Here is a 12,946-nt window from a genome sequence, read left to right on the forward strand (position 1 = left end):
AGATACTGTTCCAGTGGAAGTAACGGTTAGAGAGAAAGACAAAGACATCTACACACCAGAGTACGACAAAGGAAATGGTAAACCAGGAACTAAGGTAGAAATACCAGTCAAACCTGACACTAATGGAGGTTCTGGTCAAGATACACCTGCACCAGCTACTCCAATTCCAAATGCAGTTACTCCGAATGTAGATCAGATAGATACTAAGACTACTGTTGATAATGGAGCTAAGTCAAATGATTCTCAAAATGTATTGCCAAATACAGGAACAGAATCAAATGCTGCTCTTGCATCTCTAGGACTTCTTGGACTATTGAGTGGATTTGGACTTGTAGCTCGCAAGAAAAAAGAAGACTAAAAATTTAGTCAGATGAACATTCATTCTTTTGTGTTGTAAAGACAAACTAGATTGGTTCTGGGAATCGTGTTAGTCATAAAATACAAAGAATGTTTAGATAAAGAAAGCGAACAATGCTAGGATTTTGTTAAAGGGAATTCTAAGTATTGTTCGCTTTTGTGGTATAATAATTACTATGCAGAAAAAACCAACGTCAGCCTATGTGCACATCCCATTTTGTACCCAGATTTGTTATTATTGTGACTTCTCAAAGGTTTTCATCAAAAATCAGCCAGTTGATAGCTATTTAGAGCATCTGTTAGAAGAGTTTCGTTCTTATAGTATTCAAAAGTTGCGAACTCTCTATATCGGTGGTGGCACACCGACAGCTTTGTCAGCTCCGCAACTGGAGGTGTTATTGGATGGCTTGACTAAAAACTTGGACTTGTCTGTCTTAGAGGAGTTGACCATTGAGGCCAATCCAGGCGACTTGGATGCAGATAAGATAGCCGTTTTGAAGAACTCGGCTGTCAATCGTGTTTCGCTAGGAGTGCAGACCTTTGATGATAAGATGCTGAAAAAGATTGGGCGCAGTCATTTGGAGAAGGATATTTATGAAAATATCGACCGTCTGAAACTGGCTGGTTTTGACAATATTTCTATTGATTTGATTTATGCACTGCCTGGTCAGACCATGGAGCAGGTCAAGGAAAATGTGGCTAAGGCCATTGGACTGGATATTCCCCATATGAGTTTGTATAGCTTGATTTTAGAAAATCATACAGTCTTTATGAACCGGATGCGACGAGGAAAATTGCCTCTGCCTAAGGAGGAACTGGAAGCTGAGATGTTTGAGTACATCATTGCAGAGCTTGAGCGAGCAGGCTTTGAGCATTATGAGATTTCCAATTTCTCCAAACCCGGTTTTGAAAGTCGCCACAATCTCATGTACTGGGATAATGCTGAATACTATGGCATCGGTGCTGGGGCATCTGGTTATGTTAATGGAGTGCGCTATAAAAATCAGGGTCCCATTCGTCATTATCTCAGCGCGGTTGAGGAAGGCAATGCTCGGATCACAGAAGAACACCTGAGTCAAAAAGAGCAAATGGAAGAAGAAATGTTCTTGGGGCTCCGCAAGAAATCAGGTGTCTCTATGGCGCGATTTGAAGAAAAATTTGGTCGGTCTTTTGATGGACTTTATGGACAAATTGTCAGAGATTTGGTTCAACAAGGTCTCATGCAAATAGACGGTAATCGCGTGCGCATGACAAAAAGAGGTCTCTTTTTGGGAGACACCGTAGCAGAACGATTTATTTTGGAGTAGAATGATGGGCTTAACTTATCAAATGAACATGAAAATTCCTTTTGATATGGCTGATATGAACGGTCATATCAAACTTCCAGATGTGATTTTACTGTCTCTTCAAGTTTCAGGGATGCAGTCGATTGAGCTGGGAGTTAGTGATAAGACTATTTTGGAAGACTATAATCTGGTCTGGATTATCACAGACTATGATATTGAGGTGGTTCGTTTGCCTCGTTTTGCGGAAGAAATTACTATTGAAACGGAAGCCTTGAGCTACAATCGACTCTTTTGCTACCGTCGCTTTACCATTTATGATGAAGCAGGTCAGGAACTCATCCACATGATGGCGACCTTTGTTCTCATGGATCGAGACAGTCGAAAAGTCCATGCTGTCGAACCTGAGATTGTGGCTCCGTATCAGTCTGATTTTGATAAAAAACTTATCCGCGGACCAAAGTATGAGACTTTGGAAGAGCCAATCAGCAAGGATTACCATGTCCGTTTTTACGACTTGGATATGAATGGCCATGTCAATAACAGTAAATACTTGGACTGGATTTTTGAGGTCATGGGAGCGGACTTTTTGACCCAATATATTCCCAAGAAAATCAATCTCAAGTATGTCAAGGAAGTTCGACCAGGTGGGGTGATCACATCGGCTGTTGAACGGACTGGACTGGAAAGCAAGCATGAGATCACAAGCGACGGGGCTACCAATGCCCAAGCTATCATCACTTGGCAAGAAATAAAAAAGGTTTAGAGGAAAAGTATGAAATATAAAGGCTATTTAATTGATTTAGACGGAACGATTTATAAGGGGAAAGACAGAATTCCAGAGGGGGAGGCTTTTGTTCACGAGTTACAAAAAAGAGAGATTCCTTATCTTTTTGTGACTAACAATACAACCCGCACTCCAGAGAGTGTTCAGGAGATGTTGGCTCAGAATTTTAATATCGATACGCCCCTATCGACTGTCTACACAGCTACTTTGGCGACTATCGACTATATGAACGACTTGGGGCTTGAAAAGACGGTCTATGTCATCGGAGAATCAGGCCTCAAGGAAGCCATCAAGGCGGCTGGTTATGTGGAAGACAAGGAAAATCCTGCCTATGTAGTAGTAGGATTGGACTGGCAAGTCGACTATGAAAAATTTGCGACAGCAACTCTTGCGATTCAAAAGGGTGCCCACTTTATCGGAACCAACCCTGACCTCAACATCCCGACAGAACGCGGTCTTTTGCCAGGTGCTGGTTCACTGATTACGCTGCTTGAAGTAGCAACACGAGTGAAGCCTGTTTATATCGGGAAACCAAATGCTATCATTATGGACAAGGCGGTTGAGCACTTAGGTTTGGAACGTGAAGAGTTGATCATGGTTGGGGACAACTACTTAACAGATATCCGAGCAGGGATTGACAACGGCATTCCAACGCTCTTGGTGACGACAGGTTTTACCAAGGCAGAAGAAGTGGCAGACCTGCCAATCGCACCGACTCATGTGGTTTCTAGCCTTGCGGAGTGGAACTTTGATGAAAACTAAACTGACTTTTTGGGGCTCTATGCTCTTTCTCCTCTCTCTTTCTATCCTTCTGACCATTTATTTGGCTTGGATTTTTTATCCGCTAGAAATTCAGTGGCTGAACTTAACGAATCGAGTTTATCTAAAACCAGAAACCATTCAATACAATTTTCATATCTTGATGGATTACCTGACCAATCCTTTTAGTCAGGACTTGCTGATGCCTGATTTTCGTTCGTCAGTAGCTGGTCTGCACCACTTTGCAGTGGTCAAGAATCTCTTTCATTTGGTTCAGCTAGTGGCTCTAGTGACACTGCCAAGTTTCTATTTCTTTGTCAATAATATTGTGAAAAAGGGCTTTTTGTCTCTTTATCGTAAAAGTCTTCTGGCTCTAGTGGTCTTGCCTTTACTGATTGGACTTGGGGGAGTTTTGATTGGTTTTGACCAATTCTTTACTCTTTTCCATCAAATTCTCTTTGTGGGAGATGATACTTGGCTTTTTGACCCAGCCAAGGATCCAGTGATTATGATTTTACCAGAGACTTTCTTCCTTCATGCCTTCCTCCTCTTTTTTGCCCTCTATGAAAGCTTCTTTGCCTATCTTTATCTAAAAAGTCGTGGGAAGTGAACCGAAAGATGTTTTTATTTTACATGTATAAATTAGGTGTGTGATTCGAAACTATCGTTAAGAGTGAATTAACTAAATCAGAAATGTATTAATCGTTCGCAAACAGTCTATTTTTCTTGAAAAATAGGCTTTTTTTCTAAAAATCTCTAGTCAAGCGCTTTATTTTTTTGTATAATAGAAGTAGCAAAGTATAGATAAGAAGAGAAAAGCATGATTACACTATTTCTATCACCGAGCTGTACTTCATGTCGTAAGGCAAAGGCCTGGTTAGAAAAACATAAGGTGCCCTTTGAGGAGCACAATATTATGACCAGTCCTTTAACAAGAAAAGAATTGCAACACATCCTTTCCTTGACCGAAAATGGTACTGATGACATCATTTCAACTCGTTCAAAAATTTTTCAAAAATTAGATATTGATGTAGAAAGTATTTCGGTATCAGAATTGCTTCATTTGATTGAGCAGTACCCTAGTCTTTTGCGTCGTCCAATTATTATCGATGCCAAACGTATGCAGATCGGTTTTAATGAAGATGAGATTCGTGCTTTTCTCCCTCGTAGTTACCGTAAGCAAGAACTAAAAGAAGCAAGAATGAGAGCTGGTATTAGTTAATGAACAAACAGTATAGTTACCCACTAGATTTGTCGTGGAGCACTGAAGAACTTGCTTCAGTGCTTTCTTTTTTTAATGATGTTGAAGCCGCCTATGAAGGCAAGGTAGAGGCTAAAAAGTTACTGGACTCCTATAAGGGATTCAAGGCGGTCGTGCCAAGCAAGAGTGAAGAGAAACGTTTGGGACGAGAATTTGAAACGGTTAGTGGCTATTCGCTTTACCGAGCAGTTCAGGCGGCTAAGGAAAAAGGGGAAGGAAAGATTTCTCTTGGAAAGTAAGTTTGAATTTGCCAAAGAGCTAATTAAGAAAGCAGGCCAGTACATCCTTGACCATATGCAGGAAGACTTGTGTGTTGAGACCAAGACCTCCCCAACAGACTTGGTGACCAGACTGGACAAGGAAGTTCAGGAGCTATTGGTTGGTGAGATTTTGTCTCGTTATCCTGAGGATAAGATTTGTGCTGAAGAAGGTTGTCTGCGAGCCTCGGTTCAAGAGGGCAAGGTTTGGGTTATTGATCCCATTGATGGTACCAATAATTTTGTCGCCCAGCAGGAAGATTTTGCTGTTATGATGGCTTATTTTGAAAATGGTCAGGGACAGTTTGGTCTGATTTATGATGTGGTCAAGGGGGATTGTTATCACGGTGGTGGTAAGTTTCCAGTTTGTCTAAATGATAAGCCCCTAGCTCCCTTTAAAGCAAAACCACTTGGAGATTTTCTCATTGCAGGGAATAGTGGTATGCTGGAAACCAATGAATGGGGTCTGGCTGATTTGGGTCGAGCGGTCCTCGGTGTACGTGTCTATGGGAGTGCGGCCATTAGTTTTGCCAAGATTTTGTCAGGGCATTTGTTGACCTATATCACTTATCTGCAACCATGGGATTATGCTGCGGCTAGTATTTTAGGGGAAAGTCTGGGCTATCGGGTTGTGACCCTATCTGGTCAACCGCTTGATTTTCAAACCAGACAACCGGTCATGATGCTACCTCTTGAGATGCTGGAGGAAATTCAGTCCTATATTTACGAAAGGAAAAGAACTTAAATGCAATTTCCAGAAGGATTTGTTGAAAAATATGAAGAGATACTAGGAGATGAGGCAAGAGATTTTCTTGCCTCTTTTGAGGAGGAAGCGGTTTCGGCCTTTCGGGTTAATCCTTTAAAAGAAGCGCCAGTTTCCTTTCCTGATGCCATTCCTCAAACTCCTTGGGGACATTATGGGAAGGTTTCAGGGAAATCGCCTGAGCATGCTACAGGCTTGGTTTATTCGCAAGAACCTGCTGCTCAGATGGTTGCTCAGGTAGCCCAGCCCAGTCCTGGTATGAAAGTCTTGGATTTGGCTGCTGCACCAGGTGGAAAATCAACTCAGCTGGCAGCCTATCTAGCAGGGGAGGGTCTCCTTGTTTCCAATGAAATTTCAAGCAAACGGGCTAAGATTTTAGTAGAAAACATGGAGCGCTTTGGAGCGACAAATGTCGTGGTGACCAATGAATCTGCTGACCGCTTGGCCAAGGTTTTTAAAGGCTATTTTGACCTCATTGTCCTTGATGCCCCTTGCTCTGGTGAAGGGATGTTTCGTAAGCAACCAGATGCTATAGACTATTGGAGCTTAGATTATCCGATTCAATGCGCTAGCTTGCAAAGAGAAATTCTGGAAGATGCAGTAACCATGCTAGCTGAAGGTGGTCGATTGGTTTATTCAACCTGTACCTGGGCACCTGAGGAAAACGAAGAGATTGTCAATTGGTTGCTGGAAGAGTATGATTTTGACTTGTTGCCAGTAGAGCATATCAATGGAATGGTAGCTGGAATTGACCTGCCAGAAACGGCTCGGATGTATCCTCATCATTTTAAGGGAGAGGGGCAGTTTGTCGCTCATTTACAATTTAAAGGTGAAAATTTAGCACCAAAATGTAAGACGAGTAAGAGCAATCTCAACCGAGAACAGCTTACTTTGTGGCAGGAATTTGCCCAAAAACACCTGAAAATCAATCTAAGGGGAATCTTGCAGACTTTTGGTGACCAACTCTATCTCCTGCCAGAACTTTTGCCAGATTTAGGGAAACTCAAGATTGCTCGGAATGGCCTGCATCTAGGGACCTTTAAGAAGAAACGCTTTGAGCCCAGTTTCGCTCTTGGTCTAGCCTTGAAACCGAGTCAGGTCAAGCAGTCGGTTGAAATTGACCAAGAAGCGTTTGTAAAGTATGTGGCTGGAGAAACCGTTCAGCTGGCGGAAAGTCTGCCAAATGGTTGGTACCAAGTTTTGGTTCAAGGCAACGGGTTGGGCTTTGGAAAGGTGACTGGAAATGTTTTGAAAAATTATTTTCCAAAAGGCCTCAGATTCAAGTGAAAATGCTAGTCAAAGTAACTTGTCTATGTTATAGTGGAAGTATGGATTTTTTTCAAATTGTCTTTCATTTTAAGTCAAAATTGGTGGAGAAGATAACTGAGTAAATTTCTAGTAAAACCAAGCAAAGAACTTCAGTTGGCTCCCCATTTTCAAAAGAAAAACATAAATAAATAATTGAAAAAATTCACAGCATTCACCATTATTTTCAAGGAGAAAAACAGTGAAAAAAAGGAAAAAACTCGCTCTATCCCTTGCGGCTCTTTTGCTAGCAGGTTCTTTGGCGGGATGTGCTAGCTGGATTGATCGTGGGGAATCCATGACAGCTGTTGGCTCAACGGCTCTTCAGCCCTTGGTCGAAGCAGCAGCAGATGAATTTGGCTCTATGCACGTTGGAAAAACAGTCAACGTCCAAGGTGGAGGATCTGGTACAGGTCTGTCTCAGGTTCAGTCTGGAGCCGTTGATGTAGGAAATTCAGACGTATTTGCCGAGGAAAAAGACGGTATCAACGCATCCGCTCTAGTGGATCATAAGGTAGCTGTAGCAGGCTTGGCGGTGATTGTAAATAAGGAAGTTGATGTTGAAAATCTGACAACTGAACAACTCCGTAGCATCTTCACAGGTCAAGTGACCAACTGGAAAGAGGTAGGTGGGAAAGACCTAGCCATTTCTATTATCAACCGTGCGGCAAGTTCAGGTTCACGTGCAACCTTTGATAGTGTTATCATGGATGGTCAATCTGCCGTGCAGAGTCAAGAACAGGATTCAAATGGGATGGTCAAAAACATTGTTTCCCAGACACCAGGAGCCATTTCTTACCTAGCCTTTGCCTATGTGGATGACTCGGTGAAACGCATGAAGTTGAATGGATATGAGCCGATTGCAGAAAATGTTACAACTAATAATTGGCCTTTGTGGTCTTATGAACACATGTACACCTTAGGTAAGCCAGACGAATTGGTGGCAGAATTTCTCAACTTTGTCCTCTCAGATGAAGCGCAAAGTGGAATCGTTAAGGGAATGGGCTATATTTCTGTCAAGGAAATGAAGGTTGAAAAAGATGCTGTCGGAACGGTGACAGCACTAGAAGGGAGTCACTAATGAATCAAGAAGAATTAGCTAAAAAATTACTTTCTCCCTCAAAGAACTCTCGTCTAGAGAAACTAGGAAAAGGCTTGACCTTTGCCTGTCTGTCTTTGATTGTCATCATTGTGGCCATGATTTTGATTTTCGTAGCCCAGAAAGGTTTGTCGACCTTCTTTGTCAATGGGGTTAATATCTTTGATTTCCTTTTTGGCCAAACTTGGAATCCTTCAGGTAAACAATTTGGTGCTCTTCCCATGATTTTGGGTTCCTTTATTGTCACAATCCTGTCAGCCCTTATCGCAACTCCTTTTGCTATTGGTGCGGCAGTCTTTATGACCGAAGTCTCACCAAAAGGTGCTAGAATCTTGCAACCAGCTATTGAATTGCTTGTCGGGATTCCTTCAGTCGTGTATGGATTTATCGGTTTGCAGGTCGTAGTTCCCTTTGTACGTAGTGTCTTTGGTGGAACTGGTTTTGGAATTTTATCAGGGATTTTCGTTCTCTTTGTCATGATTTTACCGACGGTAACCTTTATGACAACCGATAGCTTGCGTGCGGTGCCTCGTCACTACCGCGAAGCTAGTTTGGCTATGGGGGCTACTCGTTGGCAAACCATCTGGCGCGTGACCTTAAAGGCAGCACGTTCAGGGATTTTTACAGCAGTAGTCTTTGGGATGGCGCGTGCCTTTGGCGAGGCCTTGGCCATTCAGATGGTAGTTGGAAACTCAGCCGTTGTCCCAACTTCATTGACAACACCTGCTGCGACCTTGACCTCTGTGTTGACCATGGGTATCGGAAATACCGTTATGGGTACAGTTGATAATAACGTACTTTGGTCACTGGCCTTAGTCTTGCTTTTAATGAGTTTGGCCTTCAACAGTGTGATTAAATTGATTACGAAAGAAAGAGGAAAGAAAAACTATGCACGCTAAGAAATTAGATAAAATTGCAACAGCTGTCCTCTACTCAATTGCAGGAATTATCGTTGCCATCTTGGCATCCTTGATTCTCTATATCTTGGTTCGTGGTTTGCCCCACATCTCTTGGTCTTTCTTGACTGGCAAATCATCTTCTTACCAAGCAGGCGGAGGGATTGGAATTCAGCTTTATAATTCCTTCTTCCTCTTGGTCATCACCTTGATTATCTCTGTTCCCTTGTCTATGGGAGCTGGGATTTTCCTAGCTGAATATGCTAAAAAAGGTCCTGTGACCAATTTTGTCAGAACCTGTATTGAAATCTTATCTTCACTGCCATCAGTGGTTGTGGGTCTCTTTGGTTACTTGATCTTTGTAGTTCAGTTTGAGTATGGATTTTCAATCATTTCAGGTGCCTTGGCCTTGACGGTCTTTAACCTGCCTCAGATGACGCGTAATGTTGAGGACAGCTTGAAACACGTTCACCATACGCAACGTGAGGCTGGTCTGGCCCTTGGAATTTCTCGTTGGGAGACAGTTGTCCATGTGGTTATTCCAGAAGCCCTTCCAGGTATTGTGACGGGAGTTGTCTTGGCTTCTGGTCGTATCTTTGGTGAGGCTGCGGCTCTTATCTATACAGCAGGACAATCCGCTCCAGCCCTTGACTGGTCTAACTGGAATATTCTCAGTGTGACCAGCCCAATCTCTATCTTCCGTCAAGCAGAAACCTTGGCTGTCCACATCTGGAAAGTAAATAGTGAAGGCACCATTCCTGATGGAACTATCGTATCAGCAGGTTCTGCGGCCGTCCTCCTCATCTTTATCCTCATCTTTAACTTTGGAGCCCGTAAACTCGGGAGCTATTTACATAAGAAATTAACCGCTGCCTAAAGGAGAAGCCATGTCAAAATATAATTGGGATGAAAAGCATATCATCACCTTTCCTGAAGAGAAAGTGGCCCTCTCTACTAAGGATTTACATGTTTACTACGGTAAAAAAGAATCCATTAAGGGCATCGATATGCAATTTGAAAAAAATAAAATCACGGCCTTAATTGGCCCTTCTGGTTCAGGAAAATCAACCTATCTTCGCAGTCTCAATCGTATGAATGATACGATTGATATTGCCAAGGTAACAGGTCAAATCCTCTACCAAGGGATTGACGTCAACCGTCCAGAAATCAACGTTTATGAAATGCGTAAACACATCGGGATGGTCTTCCAACGCCCAAATCCCTTTGCCAAGTCTATCTACCGTAACATCACTTTTGCCCATGAACGTGCAGGAGTTAAGGACAAGCAAGTCTTGGATGAAATTGTGGAAACCTCTCTTCGTCAGGCTGCCCTCTGGGATCAGGTCAAAGACGATTTGCACAAGTCAGCCTTGACCCTATCAGGTGGTCAGCAACAACGTCTCTGTATTGCTCGTGCTATCTCCGTTAAACCAGATATCCTCTTGATGGATGAGCCAGCGTCTGCCTTGGATCCGATTGCGACAGCCCAGCTGGAAGAAACCATGCTGGAATTAAAGAAGGACTTTACCATCATCATCGTGACCCACAGTATGCAGCAGGCTGCGCGTGCTAGTGACTACACAGGATTTTTCTACTTGGGTGACTTGATCGAGTACGATAAGACCTCTAATATTTTCCAAAATGCCAAACTACAGTCAACCAATGATTACGTAACAGGACACTTTGGATAGAAAGGAAACAGTATGACAGAAGCGATTTTACAGGTATCAGACCTGTCCGTTTACTACAATCAAAAAAAGGCCTTGAATAGTGTTTCCCTATCTTTCCAACCTAAGGAAATTACAGCCTTGATCGGTCCATCTGGATCAGGGAAGTCAACCCTCCTCAAGGCTATCAACCGCATGGGGGATCTCAATCCAGAGGTGACCACAACTGGTTCGGTGGTTTACAACGGCCACAACATCTACAGCCCACGTACAGATACAGTTGAATTGCGGAAGGAAATCGGTATGGTTTTCCAACAACCAAACCCTTTCCCTATGTCTATCTACGAAAATGTTGTTTACGGACTTCGTATCAATGGAGTTAAGGATAAGCAGGTTCTGGATGAAGCGGTAGAAAAAGCCCTACAACGAGCTTCTATCTGGGATGAGGTCAAGGATCGCCTACATGATTCAGCTATCGGGCTTTCAGGCGGACAACAGCAACGTGTCTGCGTTGCCCGTGTCTTGGCAACCAGTCCTAAAATCATTCTCTTGGATGAACCGACTTCAGCTCTGGACCCTATCTCGGCTGGTAAGATTGAGGAAACCTTGTATGGTCTAAAAGATAAATACACCATGCTCTTGGTTACGCGTTCCATGCAACAAGCCTCTCGTATCTCTGACAAGACAGGATTTTTCCTTGATGGAGATTTGATTGAGTTTAACGATACCAAGAAGATGTTCCTCAACCCACAACACAAGGAAACAGAAGATTATATTTCAGGAAAATTTGGATAAGGAGATAAATGATGTTACGTTCTCAATTTGAGGAAGATTTAGAGAAATTGCACAACCAGTTCTATGCTATGGGACAAGAAGTGCTATCCCAAATCAATCGGACAGTACGTGCCTTTGTTACGCATGACCGTGATTTGGCCAAAGAAGTCATCGAAGACGATGCAGAAGTAAACGAATACGAAGTGAAATTGGAGAAGAAATCATTTGAAATGATTGCCCTTCAACAACCAGTTTCTCAAGACTTGCGTACTGTTCTAACAGTCTTGAAGGCTGTATCGGACTTGGAACGTATGGGGGACCATGCTGTTTCCATTGCAAGAGCAGCTATTCGTATGAAGGGGGAGCAACGTATCCCAGCTGTTGAAGAAGAAATCAAGAGAATGGGTCGCGATGTCAAGAACTTCGTTGAAGCAGCCCTTGAACTCTATCTCAATGGTTCAGTAGATCAGGCCTATGAAGTAGCAGCTATGGACGAAAAAATCAACCATTACTTTGATAGCATTCGTGACTTGGCTACAGAAGAAATCAAGAAAAATCCTGATGCCATTGTTACAGGTCGTGATTACTTCCAAGTGATTGCCTTCTTGGAACGTATTGGAGACTATGCTAAAAATATCTGTGAATGGGTTGTTTACTTTGAAACAGGTAAGATTGTCGAACTATAAAATAGGTTCATTCTGTATAAAAAGGAGCTTAAAATCAACTGACAGCTCCTTTTCTTGAATGAAAAAAATATTTTTAAGATAAAAATTCAAAAAAGTGCTTGACAAGTAACTTGAATAGCGTTATAATTATACAAAATTAACAGAGAGGTTGTTTATTTATGAAATCAAAAAAATGGATATTTGTTTTATGTAGTTTTCTTGCAAGTTTCTTTTTAGTAGCTTGCCAGTCGGGTTCTAATGGTTCTCAGTCAGCTGTTGAGGCCATTAAGCAAAAGGGGAAATTAGTTGTGGCGACAAGTCCTGACTATGCACCTTTTGAATTCCAATCCTTAGTTGACGGGAAAAATCAGGTAGTCGGTGCGGATATTGACATGGCTCAGGCTATCGCTGATGAACTTGGGGTGAAGTTGGAAATTTCAAGCATGAGTTTTGATAATGTCTTGACTAGTCTTCAAACTGGTAAGTCTGACCTAGCGGTCGCAGGAATTAGCGCTACTGACGAGAGAAAAGAAGTCTTTGATTTTTCAATCCCTTACTATGAAAACAAGATTAGTTTCTTGGTTCGTAAGGCTGATGTAGAAAAATACAAGGATCTAACTAGCCTAGAAAGTGCCAATATTGCGGCCCAAAAAGGGACTGTTCCAGAATCAATGGTCAAGGAACAATTGCCAAAAGCTCAATTAACTTCCCTAACCAATATGGGTGAAGCTGTCAATGAATTGCAGGCTGGAAAAGTTGATGCTGTTCACATGGATGAGCCAGTTGCCCTTAGCTACGCTGCTAAAAATGCCGACCTAGCTGTTGCAACTGTCAGCTTGAAGATGAAGGACGGCGAAGCCAATGCAGTTGCCCTTAGAAAAAATAGTGCTGATTTGAAAGAAGTGGTGGACAAGGTCATCCAAAAACTCAAGGATGACGGCACATACCAAAAATATCTTGAAAAAGCAGCAAGCCTAACAGAAGTTGAAGAATAATACTCAATGAAAATCAAAGAGCAGACTAGGAAGCTAGCCGCAGGTTGCTCAAAGCACTGCTTTGAGGTTGTAGATAAG

Annotated in this window: 16 protein-coding genes; all 16 read left to right on the forward strand. The window is 42.4% G+C overall.

All coding sequences use genetic code 11. The features are described from left to right. The coding region (locus tag ADI58_RS11390) for an LPXTG cell wall anchor domain-containing protein (protein ID WP_049522055.1) at window positions 1-358 on the forward strand (358 nt) is incomplete at its 5' end. Between the two features lie 175 nt (window positions 359-533). Continuing rightward, window positions 534-1,664: a radical SAM family heme chaperone HemW gene (gene hemW, locus ADI58_RS07495; protein ID WP_049522056.1), complete on the forward strand. Its 1,131-nt coding sequence runs from the start codon at window positions 534-536 to the stop codon at window positions 1,662-1,664. A gap of 4 nt (window positions 1,665-1,668) precedes the next feature. Continuing rightward, window positions 1,669-2,406, forward strand: coding sequence for an acyl-ACP thioesterase domain-containing protein (locus ADI58_RS07500; protein WP_049522057.1), 738 nt, complete (start codon window positions 1,669-1,671; stop codon window positions 2,404-2,406). 9 nt (window positions 2,407-2,415) lie between these two features. Beyond that, the gene (locus tag ADI58_RS07505) at window positions 2,416-3,189 is read left to right on the forward strand and encodes a TIGR01457 family HAD-type hydrolase (RefSeq protein ID WP_049522058.1); all 774 of its coding nucleotides are present in this window, start codon (window positions 2,416-2,418) and stop codon (window positions 3,187-3,189) included. Further along, the gene (locus ADI58_RS07510) at window positions 3,179-3,796 is read left to right on the forward strand and encodes a TIGR01906 family membrane protein (protein ID WP_049522059.1); all 618 of its coding nucleotides are present in this window, start codon (window positions 3,179-3,181) and stop codon (window positions 3,794-3,796) included. Before ADI58_RS07505 ends, ADI58_RS07510 begins: the two co-directional genes overlap by 11 nt. A gap of 210 nt (window positions 3,797-4,006) precedes the next feature. Continuing rightward, a complete protein-coding gene (locus ADI58_RS07515; RefSeq protein WP_000631254.1) occupies window positions 4,007-4,408 on the forward strand; it encodes a Spx/MgsR family RNA polymerase-binding regulatory protein in 402 nt (133 codons plus the stop codon). Beyond that, on the forward strand, window positions 4,408-4,686 hold the full coding sequence (locus ADI58_RS07520) for a UPF0223 family protein (protein WP_001041974.1): 279 nt from the start codon (window positions 4,408-4,410) through the stop codon (window positions 4,684-4,686). The genes ADI58_RS07515 and ADI58_RS07520 overlap by 1 nt, the downstream gene beginning before the upstream one ends. Next, a complete protein-coding gene (locus ADI58_RS07525) occupies window positions 4,676-5,449 on the forward strand; it encodes an inositol monophosphatase family protein (protein ID WP_049522060.1) in 774 nt (257 codons plus the stop codon). Before ADI58_RS07520 ends, ADI58_RS07525 begins: the two co-directional genes overlap by 11 nt. After that, window positions 5,450-6,754, forward strand: a complete 1,305-nt coding sequence (locus ADI58_RS07530; protein ID WP_049522061.1) for an RsmF rRNA methyltransferase first C-terminal domain-containing protein — start codon at window positions 5,450-5,452, stop codon at window positions 6,752-6,754. A gap of 220 nt (window positions 6,755-6,974) precedes the next feature. Continuing rightward, on the forward strand, window positions 6,975-7,853 hold the full coding sequence (locus tag ADI58_RS07535; protein WP_049522062.1) for a phosphate ABC transporter substrate-binding protein PstS family protein: 879 nt from the start codon (window positions 6,975-6,977) through the stop codon (window positions 7,851-7,853). Continuing rightward, window positions 7,853-8,770, forward strand: a complete 918-nt coding sequence (gene pstC, locus ADI58_RS07540; protein ID WP_001070903.1) for a phosphate ABC transporter permease subunit PstC — start codon at window positions 7,853-7,855, stop codon at window positions 8,768-8,770. Before ADI58_RS07535 ends, pstC begins: the two co-directional genes overlap by 1 nt. Further along, a complete protein-coding gene (pstA, locus tag ADI58_RS07545) occupies window positions 8,760-9,644 on the forward strand; it encodes a phosphate ABC transporter permease PstA (protein WP_000543046.1) in 885 nt (294 codons plus the stop codon). The genes pstC and pstA overlap by 11 nt, the downstream gene beginning before the upstream one ends. 10 nt (window positions 9,645-9,654) lie before the next feature. Next, window positions 9,655-10,458 carry a phosphate ABC transporter ATP-binding protein PstB gene (gene pstB / locus ADI58_RS07550; RefSeq protein ID WP_020900241.1) on the forward strand — a complete coding sequence of 268 codons (804 nt, stop codon included), beginning with the start codon at window positions 9,655-9,657 and terminating at the stop codon, window positions 10,456-10,458. Window positions 10,459-10,470: 12 nt separating this feature from the next. After that, the gene (gene pstB, locus ADI58_RS07555; protein ID WP_000133484.1) at window positions 10,471-11,229 is read left to right on the forward strand and encodes a phosphate ABC transporter ATP-binding protein PstB; all 759 of its coding nucleotides are present in this window, start codon (window positions 10,471-10,473) and stop codon (window positions 11,227-11,229) included. A gap of 11 nt (window positions 11,230-11,240) precedes the next feature. Next, window positions 11,241-11,894, forward strand: coding sequence for a phosphate signaling complex protein PhoU (phoU, locus tag ADI58_RS07560; RefSeq protein WP_000946460.1), 654 nt, complete (start codon window positions 11,241-11,243; stop codon window positions 11,892-11,894). Window positions 11,895-12,052: 158 nt separating this feature from the next. Next, window positions 12,053-12,868, forward strand: coding sequence for an ABC transporter substrate-binding protein (locus ADI58_RS07565; RefSeq protein WP_049522063.1), 816 nt, complete (start codon window positions 12,053-12,055; stop codon window positions 12,866-12,868). Window positions 12,869-12,946 lie beyond the last annotated feature (78 nt).

The organism is Streptococcus mitis, from assembly GCF_001074635.1.
Classification (GTDB): domain Bacteria; phylum Bacillota; class Bacilli; order Lactobacillales; family Streptococcaceae; genus Streptococcus; species Streptococcus mitis_E.

What these genes read in the sequence shown, in the direction of transcription:
- hemW (WP_049522056.1), top strand. Translation starts at nt 534, where the DNA reads ATGCAGAAAAAACCAACGTCAGCCTATGTGCACATCCCATTTTGTACC.
- ADI58_RS07500 (WP_049522057.1), top strand. Translation starts at nt 1,669, where the DNA reads ATGGGCTTAACTTATCAAATGAACATGAAAATTCCTTTTGATATGGCT.
- ADI58_RS07505 (WP_049522058.1), top strand. Translation starts at nt 2,416, where the DNA reads ATGAAATATAAAGGCTATTTAATTGATTTAGACGGAACGATTTATAAG.
- ADI58_RS07510 (WP_049522059.1), top strand. Translation starts at nt 3,179, where the DNA reads ATGAAAACTAAACTGACTTTTTGGGGCTCTATGCTCTTTCTCCTCTCT.
- ADI58_RS07515 (WP_000631254.1), top strand. Translation starts at nt 4,007, where the DNA reads ATGATTACACTATTTCTATCACCGAGCTGTACTTCATGTCGTAAGGCA.
- ADI58_RS07520 (WP_001041974.1), top strand. Translation starts at nt 4,408, where the DNA reads ATGAACAAACAGTATAGTTACCCACTAGATTTGTCGTGGAGCACTGAA.
- ADI58_RS07530 (WP_049522061.1), top strand. Translation starts at nt 5,450, where the DNA reads ATGCAATTTCCAGAAGGATTTGTTGAAAAATATGAAGAGATACTAGGA.
- pstC (WP_001070903.1), top strand. Translation starts at nt 7,853, where the DNA reads ATGAATCAAGAAGAATTAGCTAAAAAATTACTTTCTCCCTCAAAGAAC.
- pstA (WP_000543046.1), top strand. Translation starts at nt 8,760, where the DNA reads ATGCACGCTAAGAAATTAGATAAAATTGCAACAGCTGTCCTCTACTCA.
- pstB (WP_020900241.1), top strand. Translation starts at nt 9,655, where the DNA reads ATGTCAAAATATAATTGGGATGAAAAGCATATCATCACCTTTCCTGAA.
- pstB (WP_000133484.1), top strand. Translation starts at nt 10,471, where the DNA reads ATGACAGAAGCGATTTTACAGGTATCAGACCTGTCCGTTTACTACAAT.
- phoU (WP_000946460.1), top strand. Translation starts at nt 11,241, where the DNA reads ATGTTACGTTCTCAATTTGAGGAAGATTTAGAGAAATTGCACAACCAG.
- ADI58_RS07565 (WP_049522063.1), top strand. Translation starts at nt 12,053, where the DNA reads ATGAAATCAAAAAAATGGATATTTGTTTTATGTAGTTTTCTTGCAAGT.